21 protein-coding genes, 1 tRNA gene and 1 riboswitch are annotated in these 18,927 nt (G+C 70.8%); of the genes, 15 read left to right on the forward strand and 7 right to left on the reverse strand.

Features of this window, described 5'->3' with window-relative positions; translation table 11 throughout:
- Window positions 1-28: 28 nt before the first annotated feature.
- The 3 genes from OCT48_RS05130 to OCT48_RS05140 form a co-directional block, all read right to left on the reverse strand.
- A complete protein-coding gene (locus tag OCT48_RS05130; RefSeq protein WP_263591647.1) occupies window positions 29-400 on the reverse strand; it encodes a hypothetical protein in 372 nt (123 codons plus the stop codon).
- 58 nt (window positions 401-458) lie between these two features.
- A tRNA-Gly gene (locus OCT48_RS05135) sits at window positions 459-532 on the reverse strand.
- 310 nt (window positions 533-842) lie between these two features.
- A complete protein-coding gene (locus OCT48_RS05140) occupies window positions 843-1,250 on the reverse strand; it encodes a CBS domain-containing protein (RefSeq protein ID WP_263591648.1) in 408 nt (135 codons plus the stop codon).
- A gap of 248 nt (window positions 1,251-1,498) precedes the next feature.
- Between OCT48_RS05140 and OCT48_RS05145 the strand changes: the two genes are divergently transcribed.
- The 8 genes from OCT48_RS05145 (at window position 1,499) to OCT48_RS05180 (ending at window position 8,088) form a co-directional block, all read left to right on the forward strand.
- On the forward strand, window positions 1,499-2,014 hold the full coding sequence (locus OCT48_RS05145) for a YqaE/Pmp3 family membrane protein (RefSeq protein ID WP_263591649.1): 516 nt from the start codon (window positions 1,499-1,501) through the stop codon (window positions 2,012-2,014).
- Window positions 2,015-2,079: 65 nt separating this feature from the next.
- Window positions 2,080-2,949, forward strand: a complete 870-nt coding sequence (locus OCT48_RS05150; RefSeq protein ID WP_263591650.1) for an EamA family transporter — start codon at window positions 2,080-2,082, stop codon at window positions 2,947-2,949.
- 64 nt (window positions 2,950-3,013) lie between these two features.
- Window positions 3,014-3,895, forward strand: coding sequence for an NAD(+) kinase (locus OCT48_RS05155; protein WP_263591651.1), 882 nt, complete (start codon window positions 3,014-3,016; stop codon window positions 3,893-3,895).
- 1 nt (window position 3,896) lies between these two features.
- Window positions 3,897-4,898: a metallophosphoesterase gene (locus OCT48_RS05160; protein WP_263591652.1), complete on the forward strand. Its 1,002-nt coding sequence runs from the start codon at window positions 3,897-3,899 to the stop codon at window positions 4,896-4,898.
- A gap of 164 nt (window positions 4,899-5,062) precedes the next feature.
- Complete coding sequence (locus OCT48_RS05165) at window positions 5,063-5,914, forward strand: rhomboid family intramembrane serine protease (protein WP_263591653.1); 852 nt, start codon at window positions 5,063-5,065, stop codon at window positions 5,912-5,914.
- Between the two features lie 22 nt (window positions 5,915-5,936).
- Entirely contained in the window at window positions 5,937-6,221 is a 285-nt protein-coding gene (locus OCT48_RS05170; RefSeq protein ID WP_263591654.1) for a YeaC family protein, read from the forward strand.
- Window positions 6,205-7,044, forward strand: coding sequence for a DUF2797 domain-containing protein (locus OCT48_RS05175; RefSeq protein ID WP_263591655.1), 840 nt, complete (start codon window positions 6,205-6,207; stop codon window positions 7,042-7,044). The genes OCT48_RS05170 and OCT48_RS05175 overlap by 17 nt, the downstream gene beginning before the upstream one ends.
- Before the next feature lie 48 nt (window positions 7,045-7,092).
- Window positions 7,093-8,088, forward strand: a complete 996-nt coding sequence (locus tag OCT48_RS05180; protein ID WP_263591656.1) for a zinc-dependent alcohol dehydrogenase family protein — start codon at window positions 7,093-7,095, stop codon at window positions 8,086-8,088.
- A gap of 10 nt (window positions 8,089-8,098) precedes the next feature.
- On the opposite strand, the gene OCT48_RS05185 is transcribed toward OCT48_RS05180, so the two are convergent.
- The 4 genes from OCT48_RS05185 to OCT48_RS05200 all read right to left on the reverse strand — a co-directional run bounded on the left by OCT48_RS05185 (window position 8,099) and on the right by OCT48_RS05200 (window position 12,833).
- On the reverse strand, window positions 8,099-9,166 hold the full coding sequence (locus OCT48_RS05185) for a PA0069 family radical SAM protein (RefSeq protein WP_263591657.1): 1,068 nt from the start codon (window positions 9,164-9,166) through the stop codon (window positions 8,099-8,101).
- 145 nt (window positions 9,167-9,311) lie between these two features.
- On the reverse strand, window positions 9,312-10,916 hold the full coding sequence (locus OCT48_RS05190; protein ID WP_263591658.1) for a glucan biosynthesis protein: 1,605 nt from the start codon (window positions 10,914-10,916) through the stop codon (window positions 9,312-9,314).
- Window positions 10,917-11,121: 205 nt separating this feature from the next.
- Window positions 11,122-11,499: a hypothetical protein gene (locus OCT48_RS05195; protein ID WP_263591659.1), complete on the reverse strand. Its 378-nt coding sequence runs from the start codon at window positions 11,497-11,499 to the stop codon at window positions 11,122-11,124.
- A gap of 8 nt (window positions 11,500-11,507) precedes the next feature.
- On the reverse strand, window positions 11,508-12,833 hold the full coding sequence (locus tag OCT48_RS05200; RefSeq protein WP_263591660.1) for a sulfite oxidase: 1,326 nt from the start codon (window positions 12,831-12,833) through the stop codon (window positions 11,508-11,510).
- A gap of 172 nt (window positions 12,834-13,005) precedes the next feature.
- Between OCT48_RS05200 and cobT the strand changes: the two genes are divergently transcribed.
- From cobT to OCT48_RS05235, 7 genes are all read left to right on the forward strand, one after another.
- A complete protein-coding gene (cobT, locus tag OCT48_RS05205; protein ID WP_263591661.1) occupies window positions 13,006-14,055 on the forward strand; it encodes a nicotinate-nucleotide--dimethylbenzimidazole phosphoribosyltransferase in 1,050 nt (349 codons plus the stop codon).
- Between the two features lie 102 nt (window positions 14,056-14,157).
- Window positions 14,158-15,138, forward strand: coding sequence for an adenosylcobinamide-phosphate synthase CbiB (gene cbiB, locus OCT48_RS05210; RefSeq protein WP_263591662.1), 981 nt, complete (start codon window positions 14,158-14,160; stop codon window positions 15,136-15,138).
- Window positions 15,135-16,229, forward strand: coding sequence for a threonine-phosphate decarboxylase CobD (gene cobD, locus OCT48_RS05215; RefSeq protein WP_263591663.1), 1,095 nt, complete (start codon window positions 15,135-15,137; stop codon window positions 16,227-16,229). The genes cbiB and cobD overlap by 4 nt, the downstream gene beginning before the upstream one ends.
- Window positions 16,226-16,762, forward strand: coding sequence for a bifunctional adenosylcobinamide kinase/adenosylcobinamide-phosphate guanylyltransferase (locus OCT48_RS05220; protein WP_263591664.1), 537 nt, complete (start codon window positions 16,226-16,228; stop codon window positions 16,760-16,762). Before cobD ends, OCT48_RS05220 begins: the two co-directional genes overlap by 4 nt.
- On the forward strand, window positions 16,759-17,517 hold the full coding sequence (gene cobS / locus OCT48_RS05225) for an adenosylcobinamide-GDP ribazoletransferase (protein ID WP_263591665.1): 759 nt from the start codon (window positions 16,759-16,761) through the stop codon (window positions 17,515-17,517). Before OCT48_RS05220 ends, cobS begins: the two co-directional genes overlap by 4 nt.
- A 31-nt stretch (window positions 17,518-17,548) precedes the next feature.
- On the forward strand, window positions 17,549-18,184 hold the full coding sequence (locus OCT48_RS05230) for a histidine phosphatase family protein (RefSeq protein ID WP_263591666.1): 636 nt from the start codon (window positions 17,549-17,551) through the stop codon (window positions 18,182-18,184).
- The gene (locus OCT48_RS05235; protein WP_263591667.1) at window positions 18,136-18,591 is read left to right on the forward strand and encodes a bifunctional adenosylcobinamide kinase/adenosylcobinamide-phosphate guanylyltransferase; all 456 of its coding nucleotides are present in this window, start codon (window positions 18,136-18,138) and stop codon (window positions 18,589-18,591) included. The genes OCT48_RS05230 and OCT48_RS05235 overlap by 49 nt, the downstream gene beginning before the upstream one ends.
- Window positions 18,592-18,677: 86 nt before the next feature.
- Window positions 18,678-18,895: riboswitch (cobalamin riboswitch) on the forward strand.
- Window positions 18,896-18,927: the final 32 nt, after the last annotated feature.

Raw genomic sequence — 18,927 nt, forward strand, 5'->3', positions numbered from 1 at the left:
CGCATTCTACCGGAAACGGCGTCATCGCTCACTGGTCGGCTTGTCGGCGCCTGAGTCGGGTGCGGGCCGCCAGGTGATCGCGCAGCGCGGCCAGCTCGGCCCGGCCCTCGGCATCCAGCAGCGGCTTGCCGCGGGCGACCCGGCCGTGCCGGCCGTGTTCGTCCATCAGCCGCTGGGCACGTCGCCGTATGCCCTCCAGGTAGTCGTCGTGGCGCACCGGGTAGCCGACGATGGTGTTCCACTCGGTCTCGCCGACCCGGCTGTCCAGGGCCTTGTCGAACACCTCGAGGAGGTGCTCCGGCTCGGTGCGGTAGCGGGGCGTGCGCGAGAGCATCAGGATGGCGACCATGCCGCCGAAGATGATCAGGCAGACGAGAAAGACGGTCAGGAACAGGGCCATGGAGCGCTCGGGAGTGGGGCGGTGGGCTGGCCGGATACGCCGAGGGCGAGGGGAGAGCTGGAGCGGGTGAAGGGAATCGAACCCTCGTCTTAAGCTTGGGAAGCTTCTGCTCTACCATTGAGCTACACCCGCGAGGTTTCCCAGTATATCCAGTGGGTTAATGATTACAACCCCGATCGTGCCGGGGCATCGGACGTACAACGTGAAAAAATTTCCTCGGCATGACGAACTTTCCCCGCCGACACTGTCAGAACAGGTGCAGGCAACAGCGCGATGGCAGTCGCTAACACTGTTGTTCTGGCTTGCATATTCGATCCTTTGCCGCCTCAGCCCCGCTGAGGCGGCTTTTCTTTTCTTTGCGTGACTCCCGTGCATGACCGACACCGCCCCCGGCGAGGGCCGGGGGCCGGGGGCGGGTCAGCGTTGAAAACGGGACGAGCGATCAGGAATGGCGCATGCGCAGGATGGCGCTGAGCACATCGCGGCGGGTCACGATGCCGACCAGGTGGCCCTGTTCGGTGACCGGGTAGACCTTGGGCTTGGCGCCCAGCATCTCCTGGGCGAGGTCGGTGATGCTCTTGGTGGGGGAGACGGCGAGCACTTCGTTGCGCATCAGCTCCCGCACCAGCGGAGGCTCCTCGTTGAGATAGGAGCTTTCCAGCACCTTGCCGAGCACGTCCTGCTCGGAGATGAACCCGATCAGCCTGTCGTGTTCGTCGACCACCGGGGCGCCGGGCAGGCGGTGCAGCGCCAGGCCTTTGGCCAGGGTGGATACCGAGGTCTTGCCGGTGACCCGGTAGCAGTCGCGGGACATGATCTCGCGCACGATGGTGGGGGCCTTGCTGGGCATGGCGGTTCTCCTTGTGCCAACGCTGGTACCTGACTCGCCCGTTGCCCGTCGCCTCGTGACGCGTGGTCCCGGTGGCGCGCGACGCGGGGCCGGACCGGACGTGTCTCATGTTCAGCATAGCCGACCGGCAGCGTTGCCATCTCCATGACCCTCGCCTGCCTGCCAACGGTGCTACAGCCAGGAACCCGCGCCGGACGGGCCACTCCAATATGCCACAATGCCGCATCCCCGAACGATGGAGACGCCTCATGGATGCCCGCGAATACCTGGCCCGCAAGGGGCTGGACGGAGAGCGCGACCGGGAGCGCCCCAATACCCTGGAGGAGAAGGCCTGGTCCCGTGCCCGCGAGGCCAGCGATCACCGGCCACGGGCCGGCACGCCCCATGACTGGGAAGACTGGGAGCGCTACCACGATGTCCTCGCCGAAGGCGCCGAGAGTCTGGAGCAGAAGATCGACCAGGAGGCCCACCGCCGAGCCCTGGAGCACGAGGGCGGCGTGGAGCACTTCACCCCCCGGGCGGGCGACCGGGACCGCATCACACCCGCCGAGTCCAAAGCGCCGAGCGAGGCCGCACCGTCCGCCGAGGCCCCGGCGCGGCCCGAGCCCTACGCGGCCCTGCTCGCCCTGGCGGTCCTGTTGCCGCCGCTGGCCATGGGCCTGGCCGGTGGCGGGCCCCGTCGCCTGGCCATCGCGCTGGGCCTGACCCTGCTCGGGTGGGTGCCCGGCGTCGTCTACGTGATCCACTGGTTGCGCCGGGCCTGATCCTTGGCAGGGCGAACGTCACGGGTATAATCGCCGTCAACCCCTTATTTTCTCTGGAGTTGACCTTGGGCTACCTCGTCGGCATCACCGTCCTCTGGGCCTTCTCGTTCTCGCTGATCGGCGTCTACCTGGCCGGCCAGGTAGACAGCTACTTCGCCGTGATGACCCGCATCGCCCTGGCGGCGCTGGTCTTCCTGCCCTTCCTGCGGCCGGCGCTGCTGCGGGGGCGCCAGCGGCTGGCACTGCTGGGGCTGGGCGCCGTGCAGCTCGGCCTGATGTACATCTTCTTCTACCAGTCCTTCCTGCTGCTGTCGGTGCCGGAGGTGCTGCTCTTCACCATCCTGACGCCCCTCTATATCACCCTGCTCGACGACGCCCTGTTCCGGCGCTTCACCCCCTTCCACCTCGTCACCGCCGCGCTGGCGGTGCTCGGGGCCGCGGTGATCCGCTACCGCGGGCTCGACGACGGCTACTGGCTGGGTTTCCTGGTGGTGCAGGGGGCGAACCTGTGCTTCGCCCTGGGCCAGGTCGGCTACCGGCGCCTCTCCGCCGGCCTGCCCGCAGCGCTGCCGCGGCTCGCGATCTTCGGCTGGTTCTATCTCGGCGCCCTGGCGGTGGCCGCCCCGGCCTTCCTGCTGCTGGGCAACGCCGCGGCCCTGCCCACCGGCGGCGTGCAGTGGGGAGTGCTGGCCTGGCTCGGCCTGGTGGCCTCGGGCCTCGGCTACTTCCTGTGGAACCTGGGCGCGACCCGGGTCGATGCCGGTGCGCTGGCCATCATGAACAATGCCCTGGTGCCGGCCGGCCTGCTGGTCAACCTGCTGATCTGGAACCGCGACGCCGACCTGCCGCGCCTGGCCCTGGGCGGGGCGATCATCCTCGGGTCACTGGCGCTCAACGAGTGGTGGCAACGGCGCCGGGCGCCGCTGGCCGCCTGAGGGCGGTTTGCCCGGCTCACGGCGTATCGCCATAATGAGCCGTCGTGAAGCGAAGGACCCGCACATGCAACCCTTCAAGAACATCGGCCTGATCGGCCGCCTGGGCAGTGCCAAGGTGGTCGAGACCCTCAAGCGGCTCTGCCGCTTCCTCGATGGCGCCGGCTACCACGTGATCATCGAGGACCGCACGGCCACCGTGCTGCTGGGCCATGGCCATCCCGAGGCCAGTCGACGCCTGATCGGCGAGCTATGTGACCTGGTGATCGTGGTCGGCGGCGATGGCAGCCTGCTGGGCGCCGCCCGCACCCTCTGCCACAGCGGCACCCTGGTGCTTGGGGTGAATCGCGGACGACTGGGGTTTCTCACCGACATTTCCCCCGACGAGCTCGAGGAACGGGTCGGGGAGGTGCTCAAGGGGCGCTTCGAACTCGAGGAACGGTTCCTGCTCGACGCCGAACTCTACCGGGACGATACCCTGGTGGGCAACGGCGACGCCCTCAACGAGGTGGTGCTGCACCCGGGCAAGGCCGTGCGCATGATCGAGTTCGAGCTGTTCATCGACGGCCAGTTCGTCCACAGCCAGCGCAGCGACGGCCTGATCATCGCCACGCCGACCGGCTCCACGGCCTATGCGCTCTCCGGCGGCGGGCCGATCATGCACCCCAGGCTCGAGGTGATCACCCTGGTGCCGATGTTCCCGCATACCCTTTCGAGCCGGCCCATCGCCATCGATGCGGCCAGCGAGATCCGTATCCATATCGGCGAGACCAACCAGACCTACCCCCATATCAGCTGCGACGGCCAGACCCGGGCCGTGGCCAAGCCCGACGATGTGCTGGTCATCCGTCGCAAGCCCCAGCGCGTGCAACTGGTGCATCCGCTGGGGCACAATTTCTACGAGGTCCTGCGCAGCAAGCTGGGCTGGAGCAACCGCCTGGGAGACTGAGGTGAGCAAAGCCGCCCCCGAAGGCTATGATCTGATCGGCGACGTCCACGGCTGTGGCGCGACCCTGGCGTCGCTGCTCGAGCGCCTTGGCTATCACCAGCGTGGCGGCGTCTATCGCCACCCCCGGCGCAAGGTGATCTTCCTCGGTGACCTGATCGACCGCGGGCCGCGGATCCGACTGGCGGTCACCATCGCCCGGCGCATGGTGGAGGAGGGCGAGGCGCTGATCGTCATGGGCAACCACGAGGTCAATGCCCTGGCCTACAGCCACCGGGCTCCGCCGGACCTCGGCCGGGAATGGCTGCGCGAGCATACGCCGCGCCACAATCGCATCATCCAGGAGACCCTCGATCAGTACCGCGACCATCCCCAGGAGTGGGAGGACGCCCTGGACTGGTTCATGGACATCCCACTGTGCCTGGAGCATGACGGGTTGCGGGTGGTGCATGCCTGCTGGGATCAGGCGCTGATCGACGAGTTGCGCCGCGAGCGCCCCGATGCCCGGATCGACATCGACTTCCTGACCGCCGCCGTGCAGCCGGGCACCCGGGCGTTCCGCATCCTCGACCGGCTGACGCGGGGCAGCCATATCCCGCTGCCCGAGGGCATCCAGATCCAGTCCGGCGACGGCTTCACGCGGCGCAGCTTCCGGGCGCATTTCTGGGCGCGCACCCCCCGGACCTGGGGGGATGTGGTGTTCCAGCCGGACAACCTGCCCGGGGAGCTGGAAAGGCGCGAGCTGACCGAGGCCGAGCGCGCCCGGCTGAGCTTCTACGGGCCGGACGAGCCGCCGCTGTTCATCGGCCACTACTGGTGCGAGGGCATCCCGGCCCTGCCGGCGCCCAATATCGCCTGCCTGGACTACAGTGCGGTGAAGTTCGGCCGCCTGGTGGCCTATCGCTGGAGCGGCGAGTCGCGCCTCGACGCCAACCACTTCGTGTGGATCCGCGTGCCGCGGGAGGAGCAGGCCCGCCCCCAGCCCTGGGAGATCGATTTCGATTGATACATTTCTTTACGAAAATATCGCGCCAGGGCCAGAACTTCCCGCCGTCGTCCGTATCTGAGTAGGTGTTCCCTTGAATGATCCCTTGCTCTGTCCGGCGGCCCCCTCCGCCGGACTTTTTCTTTGTGCCCGGCGCAGCCGCTTCGTCCACCGCTGGAGAGACCATGTACCGGGTGATCCTGCTGCCCCATGACGTCGATATCCATGACCTGCGCCAGGCCCTCTGGGCCCACCGCATCGGCCACCTGTTCACCGAGGAGGCCGAGGGCCAGGTGCTATGGCTGATCGACCCCGCCCAGCAGGCGGCCATGCAGCGCCTGGTGGAGCGCTGGCAGCGCGGCGAGTCCCTGATGCCCGAGGCGCGGGATGGGACCCGCCGGTCCCTGCCGGCGTGGCGGATCCCCTTTCGCCAGGCGCCGGTGACCGCCACGGCCCTGGCGCTGTGCCTCGCCGTGTTCGCCGTGATGGGCGTGCTCGGGGACCTGGTGATCGCCGCCCTGACCATCGTGCCCGTGGGCGTGGTCAAGGGCCAGCTGGCCTTCGGCAGCCTGGCGGAGACCCTGGCCTCGGGCCAGGTCTGGCGGCTGCTGTCACCGGCCTTCCTGCACTTCGGCTGGATGCACCTGATCTTCAACATGCTATGGCTGTGGTTCTTCGGTCGCCAGGTGGAGGCGCTGCATGGCCGCGGGCGCATGCTCACCCTGCTGCTGGCGGCCGGCATCGGCGGCAACCTGGCCCAGTACGCCACCGGCACCGTGCTGTTCGGCGGCATGTCCGGCGTCGACTTCGCGCTGCTCGGCTATGTCTGGTTGATGTCGCGCCGCCGTCCCGCCGACGGCTTCTTCGTGCCGCAGATGCTGGTGGTGTTCATGCTCGGCTGGATGGTCTTCACCATGACAGACGTGGCCGCCGTGGTCGGCTTCGGCAACGTGGCCAACGAGGCCCATGTGGGGGGGCTGGTCGTGGGGCTCGTCCTGGGCTGGTATCATTCCCGCCGTGTCCGTTCCCCCCGTTGAGCCCGAATCCCCGGAGTCCGCCATGAGCGATATGACCTTCGAGCGCATGATCCAGCAGATGACCCCCGCCATCTACGAGCGCCTCAAGCAGGCGGTGTCGCTGCGCAAGTGGCCGGACGGCCGCTTCCTGACGGCCGAGCAGACCGAGCTGTGCCTCGAGGCGGTGATGCGCTACGAGGTGGAGAACGGCGTGCCCGAGCCGGCCCGGATCGGCTATCTCGAACGCCGCACCTGCGGCGCGGACAGCCGCGGCGCCAACGTCTCGCCGGCGCTGGCCGGCCTGGCCCGGGATGCCAGCCGTGATTGAGGCGACCACGCTGCAGGGCTGCCTGACCAAGATGGCCGTGGCGCCGGGCTCGCCGGCCCGTTACACCCTGCGAGCCGGCGAGGCCCGCCTGGACCTCAATGCCCGCCTCGGTCAGCCCCTGCGCCTGACCTGGACCGGCGCCATCGCCTGTACCCACTGTGGCCGGGCGACCCGCAAGAGCTTCGGCCAGGGGCACTGCTATCCCTGTTTCAAGAAGCTGGCCCAGTGCGATACCTGCATCATGAAGCCGGAACTCTGCCACTTCTACCAGGGCACCTGTCGCGAGCCCGACTGGGGGGAGCGGCACTGCTTCCAGCCCCATGTGGTCTACCTGGCCAATGCCTCGGGGCTGAAGGTCGGCATCACCCGCGGTACCCAGGTGCCGACCCGCTGGCTCGACCAGGGTGCGGTGCAGGCGCTGCCCATCCTCGAGGTGGACTCCCGCCAGCAGTCAGGCTTCGTCGAGGTGCTGTTCAAGGAGCAGGTCTCGGATCGCACCAACTGGCGGGCCATGCTCAAGGGCGAGGCCGAGGCGCTGGACCTGGCCGCCGAGCGCGACCGCCTGCTCGACGCCCTGGCCGGTGGCCTCGCCAACCTGCGCGAGCGCTTCGGCGATGATGCCATCCGCCCGCTCGACGCCAGTCCGCGCACCTTCGAATACCCGGTGCTCGAGTACCCCCGCAAGGTGGTCTCCCACAACTTCGACAAGCAGCCCGAGGTGGCCGGCACCCTGCTGGGCATCAAGGGCCAGTACCTGATCCTCGACAGCGGCGTGATCAACCTGCGCAAGTTTACCGGCTATGAGGTGGCGGTCGAGGGGTGAGAGAGTGCGCTATGCTCGGGACGTGATCCTCCAGAGGAAGAGCGTCCCATGAGCGAGATGCGTGCCATGCGACTGCACGCCCCGAACCAGCCGCTACGTTTCGAGCATATTCCTATCCCCGAGCCGGGCCCCGGCGAGGTGCGGGTCCGGGTGCTGGCCTGCGGCGTCTGCCGTACCGACCTCCACGTGGTGGACGGCGAGCTCGACCGGCCCCGCTTGCCGTTGATTCCCGGTCACGAGATCGTCGGCGAGGTCGACGCCCTGGGCGACGGCGTCTCGAGGCTGGTGGCCGGCGAGCGGGTCGGCGTGCCCTGGCTGGGCTGGACCTGCGGCGAATGCGATGCCTGCCGGGCCGGGCGCGAGAACCTCTGCGAGCGGGCCGAGTTCACGGGCTACACCCGGGACGGCGGCTATGCCGAGTACTGCGTCGCCGACGCCCGCTACTGCTTCCCCCTGCCGGCCGAGGAGGCCCAGGCCGCCGCGCCCCTGCTATGTGCCGGGCTGATCGGCTATCGCACCTGGCGACTCGCTGGCGGCGACACGCCGCGACGGCTGGGCATCTACGGCTTCGGCGCTGCGGCCCATATCCTCGTCCAGCTCGCCCGGGCCCGCGGCCAGACCGTCTATGCCTTCACCCGGCCCGGCGACAGCGAGGCCCAGGCCTTCGCCCGGCGCCTCGGCGCGGCCTGGGCCGGGGGCAGCGACGAGGCGCCGCCGGCACCGCTGGATGCCGCCCTGCTGTTCGCGCCGGTGGGCGATCTCGTGCCCGCCGCCCTGGCCCAGGTGCGTCCCGGGGGCAGGGTGGTCTCCGGCGGCATCCACATGTCCGATATCCCGTCCTTTCCCTACCGCCTGCTGTGGAAGGAACGCCACCTGACCTCGGTGGCCAACCTCACCCGGCGTGACGGCGAGGAGTTCCTCGCCCTGGCCCCGCAGGTGCCGATTCGTACCGAGACGCGTGCCTATCCGCTGGAGGAGGCCAGCCGGGCGCTGGACGACCTGCGCGCCGGCCGCTTCTCCGGCGCCGCGGTGCTGGTGCCCTGACGGCGCCGGCCTAGTCGAAGAGATCCGCCTGCCGCCGCGGCGGCCGGAAGGCCGTGGTATCCAGTGGCACATCGCCGGGGAAGCCGAGCCGACGGTAGGTCTTGCGAAAGCGCTGCTCGAGCAACTCGGCGAACACGCCCTGGCCGCGCAGGCGGTGCCCGAAGCGTCCGTCGTAGGCCTGTCCGCCCCGGCACTGGCGGATCAGGCTCATCACCTTGGTCGCCCGCTCGGGATAATGCTCGGCCAGCCAGGCCTCGAACAGCGGGGCGACCTCCCGGGGCAGGCGCAGCAGCATCCAGCCGGCGCTGACGGCGCCGGCCTCCCGGGCGGCCGTCATCAGCCGCTCCAGCTCATGGTCGGTGAGCCCCGGAATCACCGGGGCGACCAGGGTCCCCACCGGCACGCCGGCGCCGGCCAGCCGCGAGATGACCTTGAGGCGCGCCTCGGGCGCCGCCGCCCGCGGCTCCAGGGCGCGTTTGAGGTCGCGATCGAGGCTGGTCAGGCTGACCATCACCCGCACCAGCCGGCGCTCGGCGAGCGCCGACAACAGATCGAGGTCACGCAGGATCAGCGCGCTCTTGGTGACCAGGGTGACCGGGTGGCGGCACTCCAGCAGGAAGGCCAGCACCCGGCGGGTGGTACCACGCTCGGCCTCCAGCGGCTGGTAGGCATCGGTGTTGCCGGCGAGGTTGATCGACCGGCAGACGTAGCCCGGCCGGGCCAGTTCCTCCTCGAGCCGTTCGACCAGGCCGGTGCGGGCGATCAGGCGGGTCTCGAAGTCCAGCCCGGGGGAGAGATCCCAGTAGGCGTGGCTCGGCCGGGCGTAACAGTAGATGCAGCCGTGTTCGCAGCCCCGGTACGGATTCAGCGAACGGTCGAAGGGCAGGTCCGGCGAGGTGTTCCACGCCAGGGCGCTGCGCGCGCGTTCCTCCACCACCTCGGTGGCCAGGCGTTCGGGCACGGCCTCCTGCCACCAGCCGTCGTCGATCGCCTCGCTGTGAGACGGCGCGAATCGATTGGGCGGGTCGAAGGTGGCGCCGCGCCCCTTGTGCGGCAGCGAGGGATGACGAAGGGTCATGGCGGCGTCGCTCGGTACGTGTGTTTATATACAGTATAAAAGCGGCGCTTCCGTCTGCAAGCCGAAGGCCCGGCCGGGGCCAACGGCCAGCGCCCAGTGCCCGGTCACGAGTCCCCCGCAGAGGCCGGTCGGGCAAGCGTGGCGCTCACAGGTGGGCGGGGTTGTGAAGCTTCCGCTCCTCGGCGGGCGGCGGCGTCCACTGGTAGATCCAGGTCTCGGTCAGCGGTTGGCCGTCGCCCTCCAGATAGAGGCGCAGATTGATCGGCTCGGTGCCATCGTCCGGGGGAACGACATCGAACATCGCCCGATAGCCCTGGATCGCCTCCAGGGCGCGGGCCGAGGTGATCTCGACGCGGCCCGCCGAGGTCACGATGACCGGCTTGACCTCGAAGTCTGCCTGGTCATCGAGGGGGAAAGGGCCGCCCTGGAAGTCGACCACGAAGCGCCGGCTGAAGTACTCACGAGGCTGGCCGACGACCCCGCCCAGGCCGGTGCGGGTGGCGACGCAGCGCGCTCGGGGCGGCTGATGTGGCGGGTAGGCGTGCCAGTACAGGCGGTAGCCGAACCGCATCTCCTGGCCGGGTTCGATGGGGGCCTCGGGGTGCCAGAAGGCGACGATGTTGTCGAAGGTCTCGTCGAGGGTCGGGATCTCGGTCAACTGCACCGAGCCGGCGCCCCAGTCGCCCTTGGGCTCGACCCACAGGCTGGGCCGGCGGTCGTAGAAGACGCCGTCGTCCTGGTAGTGGTCGAAGTCATGGTCACGCTGGACCAGGCCGAAGCCGCGGGGGTTGGTGTCGGCGTAGGCATTGAAGCGCAACTGGCGCGGGTTGGTGAGCGGGCGCCACAGCCATTCGCCATCGCCGGTGTGCATCGCCAGGCCGTCGGAGTCGTGGATCTCGGGACGCCAGTCCCAGCCGGCGTCGCGGTCGTTCTCGCCGACCAGGTACATGCTGGTCAGCGGGGCGATGCCCAGGCGCTCGATGCCCTGGCGCGGGTAGAGGGTGGCGTCCACGTCCATGACCACGCCGTCTTCCGGGGTGCTGATCCGGAACCGATAGGCGCCGGTGACGCTGGGCGACTCGAGCAGGGCATAGACATTGACGGCCTCTCCGTCGCCGGGTCGCTCCAGCCAGAAGCGGGTGAAGTCGGGAAATTCCTCGGGGCGGTTCATGGCGGTGTCGATGGCCAGGCCGCGCGCCGACAGGCCGTATTGCAGGGAGTCACTGACCGCGCGGAAGTAGCTGGCTCCGAGGAAGGCGGCGATATCCCGTTGCCAGTCGTCCCGGTGGTGGAGACGGAAGCCGGCGAAGCCCAGGTGCTCGTCGAGGGTCTCGCCCTCGACGCCGGAGGCGCCGAAGTCGAACATCGCCGGATCGTAGGCGACCTCCTGAGCCTGGCCGTCGCGAAGGGTGTAGATCCTGACCGGCCGCCTGAAATTTCGGCCCAGGTGAAAGAGCTGGGCCCGAAAGGGGACCTCGTCCTGGGCCCAGAGGGCGTGATCGGGACGAAAGCTGATGGCCTGGTACTGGTCCCAGCTCAGGTCCTCGAGTGTCGCCGGCAACTCGGGAGGGGCCTCCCGTGGAGGCTGCTCGGCGAGGTGACGGGCCAGGCCCTTGAGCCAGGCATGATCGAAGGGCTCGCGGGGACCGGTGGTGGGGATTCGCCGTGAGGGAGCGGCGAGCAGAGGCGAGAGGGGCAGGAAGGCGCCGCCGAGGATGGTGCTGGCCTTCAGGAAGTCGCGTCGATTCATCGTTGTCGTCCCTGGGATCGTGGCACCATGGTTACCCGCCGCCGACGATCCGACATGGCTCTGGGGATAAACATCTCCCAGAGCGCTACCGCCGGCTGGCCGGTTCCGTGACAGGCGACGTCAGCGACAGACGCTAGTGCGCTGAGGTTCCGGATCCGTCGCCCAGGGATCCATCGGCCGAGCGGCCGGCGGCACGCCGGCTGGATCAGCCGGCATCATCGCCTGACGCGTAGGGGGTGTCCGGCATCAGTTGACGGGGCAGGGGAGCACGGCGGGCGCCGGCCTTGGGCCCGTAGTGCTCGGCCAGGTAGTCGAGGATGGTGGCCTCCATCTCGGGGCGGAACTGCCAGAGTCCCTGGGTATCCTGCATCCAGCGGATCAGGTGCTCCCAATGGTTGCGCGAGCCACTGTTCTGGGTGACCAGCTTGGCGGAATGGCAGACCGTGCAGTTGGCCTTGACCACCTGCCATCCCTCGGCCTTGACCAGGCCGGTCTCGGGGTCGGTCTCCTGGGCGGCCGCGCCCGGGGGGACGAGCAAGGTCAGGGCCAGCAGCAACGGCCGCACGGGTAGCGTGATCGTCATGGGACCCCCTATGCCACCTGGACGGCGATGCGGTGGCAGGCGTTGTTGAGATAGCCCTTGGGATTCCAGCCCGGTACCACCATCGGCTGGGCGCGTCCCTGACTGTCGGTGGCCCTGGCCCAGACCTCGTAGTAACCGGGTTCGGGAAATTCCACCGCGCTCGTCCAGCGCTGCCAGGCGAGCCGGTTGGGCGCCGCCTTGAGCTCGGTCTGCTGCCAGGTGGCGCCGAAATCGATGGAGACATGCACGGCCTCGACCGCGAGATCCCCGGCCCAGGCATGGCCGCGCACCGCCAGCGGTTCGTCCAGGGCATGCGTGACGCCCGATTTCGGAAAGGTCACCAGCGACTTCACCGGCATGGAGTGGATGGTCTCGAAGTCCTCCAGCGGCACCTCGGTGCCGGGCGCGACCGGATGCTTGGGCACGCTGTAGGAGGGCGCCCCCATCTTGGTGCCGTCGTGCTTCTGGTTGCGGATCACGATGCGGTTCAGCCACTTGCCCGATACCGACCCCGGCCAGCCGCCACAGACCACGCGCAGCGGGTGGCCGTTGAGGTAGGGGATATCCTCGCCGTTCATCGCCCAGGCGATCAGCGACTCGTCCTCCAGCGCCTTCGCCATGGGCACCCCCCGGGAAATGGGCTCCCGCTCGGGGTCGCCGCTGACATGGCTGTCGGCGCCGTAGTAGCCGATATAGACGGCGTCCTCGGCGATGCCGCAGGCCTCCAGCACGTCGCGCAGCCGCGCCCCGGTGAAGGAGGGACAGGCCACCGCCCCGGTGGTCCACTGGTTGCCGCTCGCCGAGGGCACGTACTCGCTGCGTCCGTTGCCGCCGCATTCCACCTGCAGCTGGTAGGTATGGTGTTCGAACTGCTGCTTGAGCTCGGCGATGGAGAAGGTCTGCGGATTCACGCAGGACTCCCCGGCGATCTCGAGTTGCCAGGCATCGACGTCGATGGCCTCCACCGCCGGCGGGATGCCGTTGTTGCGCACGAACATGAACCGGCCGGGTGTCACGTCGTCGTCGAGCAGGTGGGGGGGCGTCTCGGCATTGATGGGACGGTCGTTGAGGACGGTCAGGCCTTCCTTGCCGGTCAGGCGGAAGGGTTCCTCGCTCTGGGCCAGGGCGGCGGGGATCAGGCCGCCGGGCATCTGGTGGGCGAAGGGAATGCTGCCCCCCACCGCCGCGGCCATGGCCAGCAGGCTGGAGCGCTTGAGGAAGCCGCGGCGGGTCACCGGGTCCACTTCACGATCCCACAGCAGCTTGTCGGCGGCCTCGGGGTCCTCGGCGTAGAGCTCATGAAGCCCGCGGGTGCGTGGCGGTGTCTGGGTCATGGTGCTGACTCCTGGCTCGCCCGGCTGGGCGGCTGGCGTGTCTCCCGCCGGGGCATCGTTGTGATGGTGTTGCCTGAATCAGCTTAGCAGCGGATCGACGATCCGCAGGCAGGCCTCGCCGGCTCCCCTCTGGTAGGATGTCCGGCTCGACAAGGATGCCCGGAGACGCCCCGTGAACGATCTTCTGCCACCCATCGCCGCGCCGGACGCGGCCTGCGCCGAGCGGGTCCGTCGCTATCTCGATACCCTCACCAAGCCCCCCGGCAGCCTGGGTCGCCTGGAGGCGCTGGCGGTGACCCTGGCCGGCATCACCGGCGAGGACTTCCCGCGCGTCACGCCGCCCGGCGTGGTCGTCTTCGCCGCCGACCACGGGGTGGCCGAGGAGGGCGTCTCGGCCTTCCCCCAGGCGGTGACGGCCCAGATGGTGGCCAACTTCGTCGCCGGCGGGGCGGCCATCAATGTCTTCTCGCGGCGCCTCGACGCGCGGCTGGAAGTGGTCGACGTGGGGGTGGCCGGCGAGTTGCCGGCGAGCGGGGTCGTGCACGACAGGGTACGCCCCGGCACCGCCAACCTGGCCCGGCAGGATGCCATGTCCCGCGACGAGGCCGGCTCGGCCATCGAGGTTGGCCGACGCGCCGCCGAGCGCGCCGCCGCGGCCGGCTGTCGCTGCCTGATCGTCGGCGAGATGGGCATCGCCAACACCACCGCCAGCAGCGCCATGCTGGCGGTCCTGACCGGGGCGCCGGTGGCCGAGCTGGTGGGCCCGGGCACCGGGGTGGCCGGTGACGCCCTGGCCCACAAGCGAGCGGTCATCGAGGCGGCCCTCGTCGCCCGGGCGCCGGACCCCGCCGATCCCCTGGAGGTGCTCGCCCGGCTGGGCGGCCTGGAGATCGCCGCCATGGTGGGCGCCTACCTGGGCGCGGCCGCCCGCCGCTTGCCGATCCTCGTCGATGGCTTCATCGCCACCGTGGCCGCGCTCACCGCCTGCCGCCTCGACCCGGCCCTGCGTCCCTACCTGATCTTCGGCCATCGCTCCGATGAGCCCGGCCACGGCCGGGCCCTGGCGGCGCTCGACGGCGAGCCGCTGCTGGCCATGGCGTTGCGTCTGGGCGAGGGCAGCGGCGCCGCCCTGGCCTTCCCGCTGCTCGAGGCGGCCACGGCCATGCTGGCGGAGATGGCGACCTTCGGCGATGCCGGTGTCGATGACCGCCGGGCGCGCTGAGCCGGTGGCGGTCTCGCGGCGCCCGCCCGTGCGATGCCTGGCCTTCGGGGGCGCCGTGTTCCGGGCCATCCGGGCCTCCCTGGCCGCGGGGGAGGTCGTGTCATGACGCTGGCCCCGCTGTCCTGGGAGCTACTGGCGCTGATCGGCGCGGCCCTCGCCATCGACCTGCTGCTGGGCGACCCGCCCTGGCTGCCGCATCCCGTGGTGGGCATCGGCCGGGTGATCGCCCGGCTGGAGCGCGCCTGGAACCAGGGACCGGCCGCCGCCCGCCGGCGGCGCGGCATATGGCTGGCGGTGCTGGTGGTGGGCGGGACCTGGGCGCTCAGTTGGGGCCTGCTGGCATGCCTCGCCTGGCTCAGCCCCTGGCTGGCGGTGGCCGCGGAGCTCGGCCTGCTGGCCACGGCCCTGGCCGCCCGGGGGCTCGCCGAGGCCGCCCGGGCGGTGGCCGAGCCCCTGATCCGTGGGGCCTTGCCCGAGGCCCGGCAGCAGCTTGCCCGGATCGTCGGCCGTGACACCGCCGACCTCGACGAGGCCGAACTGGCCCGGGGGGCGGTGGAAACCGTGGCCGAGAACACCGTGGACGGCATCACCGCGCCCCTGTTCTGGGCACTGCTCGGCGGCGCGCCCCTGGCGCTGGCCTACAAGGCGGCCAATACCCTGGACTCCATGGTCGGCTACCGCAGCCCGCGCTTCATGGACTTCGGCCGCGCCTCGGCGCGGCTCGACGATGCCGTCAACTGGCTGCCGGCCCGCCTGACCGCCCTGTCGCTGTGGCTGGCCGCCCGGGCCATCCCCGGCAGTCGCCGCGCCGGGGCACTGGCGGCCACGCGCCGCGAGGCGTCCCGCCATCCCAGCCCCAATGCCGGCTGGCCGGAGGCCATGGTGGCCAACCTGATGGGGGTCCGGCTCGGCGGCCTCAACCACTACGCCGGGCGCCCCTCGCCGCGTGCCACCCTGGGCACGCCCCATGAGGTCCTCACCGCCGGCCATATCGAGCGTGCCATCCGTCACATGCATGGCGGCTGGCTGGCCTTCCTGCTGCTGGCCACGCCCCTGGTGCTGGTGCAGGAGTGGCTGACATGAATCGCCTCTCCCCACCCGACTGGCCCCGCCATGGGGGCCGCCGTGCGCCCCTGCTGGCGCGCTTCGGCCTACCGCAGGACCATCCGCTGATCGACTTCAGCGCCAACCTCAATCCGCTGGGCCCCCCGGCCTGGCTGGGCGACTGGCTGGGCGAGGCCGCGGGTCGGCTCGCCGACTACCCGGACCCGGACGACGACCGGGCCCGCCGGGCCATCGCCGCCCGCGAAGGGCTGACCCCCGAGCAGGTGCTGCCCACCAACGGCGGCGCCGAGGCGATTTACCTGGCGGCGGCCCTGCACGCCGGCGGTCGGGCACTGGTAATCGAGCCGACCTTCGGCGAGTACCGTCGGGCCTGTGACCATTATGGCCTGGCGGTGGCGTCGCTGGCGCTGTGCGGCGAGGCCTTCCGGCTCGACGTCGCCGCCACCGAGCGGGCCCTGGCCGAGGTGGACGTCGCCTTCCTGTGCCGGCCCAACAATCCCACCGGCACCCTGGTGCCCCGGCAGGCCATCGAGCGCCTGCTCGCCCGGGGGCGCGAGACCGGCACGACCCTGGTGGTGGACGAGGCCTTCGTCGACTTCACCGACGGCGACGAGCGCCTCACCCCGCTGCTGGCGGGGGCGCCGAACCTGCTGCTGCTGCGCTCCTTGACCAAGCTCTTCGACCTGCCGGGCCTGCGCCTCGGCTACCTGCTCGGCGCCCCCGCGCTGGTGCGAGGGGCCCGCGCCCGGCAGATGCCCTGGAGCGTCAATGCCCTGGCGCTGGGGCTGGTGGCCCCGCTGCTGGCCGACGCCGACTACCTGGCGCGCACCCGGGACTGGCTGGCCGGGCAGCGTCCGGCCATGCCCGAGGCGGTTCGCGAGCTGGGCTACGACGTGCCGCCCACCCAGGCCAACTACTTCCTGCTGGGCGGAAGGTGGCAGGCGCAGGAGGCGGAGGCGCTCTTCGCCTTCTTGCTGCGCCGGGGCCTGCTGGCCCGGCATACCCACTCCTTTCCCGGCCTCGATGGCCGCTGGCTGCGCCTGGCCCTGCGCGACGGCCCGGACAACGCGCGCCTGCTGGCGGCCCTGGCCGAGTGGCGGCGCCCATGATCGCCTTCGTCTCCGGCGGGGCGCGCTCGGGCAAGAGCGCGGTGGCCGAGGCCCTGGCCCGGGCGTGGCGATCGCCGCGCCCCGGCGGCCTCGTCTACCTGGCCACGGCCCGGGTCGCCGACGACGAGATGGCAGCAAGGGTCGCCCGCCACCGACGCGAGCGCGGCGAGGACTGGGTGACCCTCGAGGCGCCCCTGGATCTGGCCGGTGCCCTGGTTGGAGTCGAGGCGGGCAGCAGCGTGCTGCTGGACTGCCTGACCCTGTGGGCCAGCCAGGCGCTGTTCGAGGCCCGCCTGGCGGAGGCGGAGGGGGCGGCGAGGCTCCAGCAACTGGTCGCGACGGCCCGTCGTCGCGACATCGCCCTGGTGGTGGTCTCCAATGATCTCAACGAGGACCTGCCCCCCCGGGACCCCCTGGTCTGGCGCTACCTGGCCTTCCTGCAGGGCCTGCACCGCGAGCTGGCCCGGCGGGCGGATCGGGTAATCGAGGTGGTGGCCGGCCAGCCCATCGACTGGAAGGGAGAGAGCCCATGAAGGACGCCGCCTTCGGCACGCTGCTGGCGATCCAGTTCCTGACCCGGTTGCCGGTGCCGGTGGCCTGTCCCTGGACCCCGGCCACCCGACGCTGGGCGGCGCGGGCCTATCCGCTGGTGGGCGCGCTGCTCGGGGCCCTGGCGGGGGGCGTCGGCACGCTGCTGCAGCCGCTGTTGCCCACGCCGCTGCTGGCCCTGCTGCTGCTCAGTCTGTGGGTGGCGCTCTCCGGCGGCCTGCACCTGGATGGCCTGATGGACCTGGCCGATGCCCTGGGCAGCAACGCCCCGCTGGACCGCCGCTGGGCGATCATGAAGGATGCCCAGGTGGGCAGCTTCGCCGTGCTGGCGCTGGTCTTCCACCTGGCGTGGAAGGCCGCCCTGCTGTGGGCCCTGCTCGAGGCCGGCGCGAGCCCCTGGTGGCTGGTACCGATCGCCACCCTGGCGCGGCTCGGCGGCCTCGGCCTGCTGGTGGGCGTGTCGGCGGCGCGGCGGGAGGGCCTGGCCCACGCCTGGCAGCAGAGCCTCGGCGCCCGGGATCTCGCCCTGGCGGCGCTGCTGCCGCTGGCCGGGCTCGTCGTCGTGCCCGGTGCGGCCTGGCTGGCCCTGGGCCTGGCGGCCTTCATCATCATCTACGGCCTGGCGGTGCGCCGGGCCTTCGGCGGCATCAACGGCGATATCGTCGGGGCCGCCATCGAGGGAGGAGAACTATGCTTGCTGCTGATCGCCTGGAGCTGGTGGTCGTTCGCCCCGGCCTGAGGGCTGGCCCATGGCAGGGCGAGGATCACTCATGAGCGATATTGCCCGACTCGAGCTGGTCGTGGTGCGCCATGGCCTCACGGCCTGGAACCGCGAGCGTCGCTACCAGGGACAGCGCGACATCCCGCTGCTGCTGCCCGAGGCGCTGGCGGACATGGACCGGCTGCGCGACGCGCTGGCGGACGTCGCCTTCGACGCCATCCACTGCAGCGACCTGATCCGCTGTCGCCAGACGCTGGCCCATCTGCTGGAGGGGCGCGGGGCGACGCCGCGCTTCGATGCCCGGCTACGCGAGCTGGACTTCGGCGACTACGAGGGCCGCACCTGGGAGGCGTTGAAGGACGACCCGGGCTATCGGGCCTGGGTGGATAGCCACGGCAGGCGGGCCACGCCGGGCGGCGAGTCGGCGGAGGATCTCTGGGCCCGGCTCTCGGCCTGGCTGGAGGGCGTGCTGGCCGAGGCCCGCGAGTCTCGGCACCGCCGCGTGCTGGCGGTGAGTCATGGGGGCGCCATCCGCGAGCTGCGACGGCGCCTGGAGGCGGTGGATTTCTGGGACGGGGTGGTCGGCCAGGCCCAGGGCCGCCGTTTCGTCTTCGTTCGACAGGGGAGCGACTGGCAATGCAGCTGTTCATCGGCGGTGCCTGTGCCGGCAAGCGCGACACCGTAGCGGCGCGTTTCCCCGCGGCCGTCTGGCTGAGGGCGGGGGAAGGCGGCGCGCTTTCCGGTTGGCGCGACCGGCTCGCCTCGGGACGCGCCCTGGTGATCACCGGCTGGGGCGACTGGCTCGTCGGGGCCCTGAGCGGCGAGCCCGACGACGACCGGCTGCGAGGGTGGCTGGTCGACGAGCTGGCGGCGATGGGCGAGGCCGAGCGGCAGACGGGCGGCGAGGTCGTGCTGATCCTGCCGGAGATGGGCCGCGGGATCGTGCCCCTGGCGCCGGAGGATCGTCGCCTGCGCGACCTGGCCGGCTGGCTGGCCCAGGACGCCGCGGCCCGGGCCGAGGCGGTCTGGTACGTGCGTCACGGGCTGGTGCGGCGGCTGAGCCAGGTCAAGCCGGTGGCGGATGTGCGTTGACGCCCCCCCGGCCGGTTGCTAGCTTACGCCCACTCTCAGGTGACCAGGGAGCCTGCCGGACACGACACTGATCGACTTCTCGCGACGATCGGTCATGCCCGACAGGCTCCAGGCCCGCGCAGACGGGCCAGGTTGAAACGGGAAGTCGGTGACGCGGCAACGCCAGCCCGACGCTGCCCCCGCAACGGTGATCGAGTCACGGACCGCTATTCGCCACTGTGCTTCGACACGGGAAGGCGGCGGTCCCGAGGCGCCAGCGCCTCCCTCGTCAGCCCGGAGACCGGCCTGTGAGCGCATGCCGGGACGCGGAGGGCGATCCGAGGGCAGGGCGACACG

The organism is Halomonas sp. M4R1S46, from assembly GCF_025725685.1.
Classification (GTDB): domain Bacteria; phylum Pseudomonadota; class Gammaproteobacteria; order Pseudomonadales; family Halomonadaceae; genus Halomonas.

Coding starts and splice junctions, on each gene's coding strand:
- OCT48_RS05130 (WP_263591647.1), bottom strand. CDS start 400: ATGGCCCTGTTCCTGACCGTCTTTCTCGTCTGCCTGATCATCTTCGGC.
- OCT48_RS05140 (WP_263591648.1), bottom strand. CDS start 1,250: ATGCCCAGCAAGGCCCCCACCATCGTGCGCGAGATCATGTCCCGCGAC.
- OCT48_RS05145 (WP_263591649.1), top strand. CDS start 1,499: ATGGATGCCCGCGAATACCTGGCCCGCAAGGGGCTGGACGGAGAGCGC.
- OCT48_RS05155 (WP_263591651.1), top strand. CDS start 3,014: ATGCAACCCTTCAAGAACATCGGCCTGATCGGCCGCCTGGGCAGTGCC.
- OCT48_RS05165 (WP_263591653.1), top strand. CDS start 5,063: ATGTACCGGGTGATCCTGCTGCCCCATGACGTCGATATCCATGACCTG.
- OCT48_RS05170 (WP_263591654.1), top strand. CDS start 5,937: ATGAGCGATATGACCTTCGAGCGCATGATCCAGCAGATGACCCCCGCC.
- OCT48_RS05175 (WP_263591655.1), top strand. CDS start 6,205: ATGCCAGCCGTGATTGAGGCGACCACGCTGCAGGGCTGCCTGACCAAG.
- OCT48_RS05180 (WP_263591656.1), top strand. CDS start 7,093: ATGAGCGAGATGCGTGCCATGCGACTGCACGCCCCGAACCAGCCGCTA.
- OCT48_RS05185 (WP_263591657.1), bottom strand. CDS start 9,166: ATGACCCTTCGTCATCCCTCGCTGCCGCACAAGGGGCGCGGCGCCACC.
- OCT48_RS05190 (WP_263591658.1), bottom strand. CDS start 10,916: ATGAATCGACGCGACTTCCTGAAGGCCAGCACCATCCTCGGCGGCGCC.
- OCT48_RS05195 (WP_263591659.1), bottom strand. CDS start 11,499: ATGACGATCACGCTACCCGTGCGGCCGTTGCTGCTGGCCCTGACCTTG.
- OCT48_RS05200 (WP_263591660.1), bottom strand. CDS start 12,833: ATGACCCAGACACCGCCACGCACCCGCGGGCTTCATGAGCTCTACGCC.
- cbiB (WP_263591662.1), top strand. CDS start 14,158: ATGACGCTGGCCCCGCTGTCCTGGGAGCTACTGGCGCTGATCGGCGCG.
- cobD (WP_263591663.1), top strand. CDS start 15,135: ATGAATCGCCTCTCCCCACCCGACTGGCCCCGCCATGGGGGCCGCCGT.
- OCT48_RS05220 (WP_263591664.1), top strand. CDS start 16,226: ATGATCGCCTTCGTCTCCGGCGGGGCGCGCTCGGGCAAGAGCGCGGTG.
- cobS (WP_263591665.1), top strand. CDS start 16,759: ATGAAGGACGCCGCCTTCGGCACGCTGCTGGCGATCCAGTTCCTGACC.
- OCT48_RS05230 (WP_263591666.1), top strand. CDS start 17,549: ATGAGCGATATTGCCCGACTCGAGCTGGTCGTGGTGCGCCATGGCCTC.
- OCT48_RS05235 (WP_263591667.1), top strand. CDS start 18,136: ATGCAGCTGTTCATCGGCGGTGCCTGTGCCGGCAAGCGCGACACCGTA.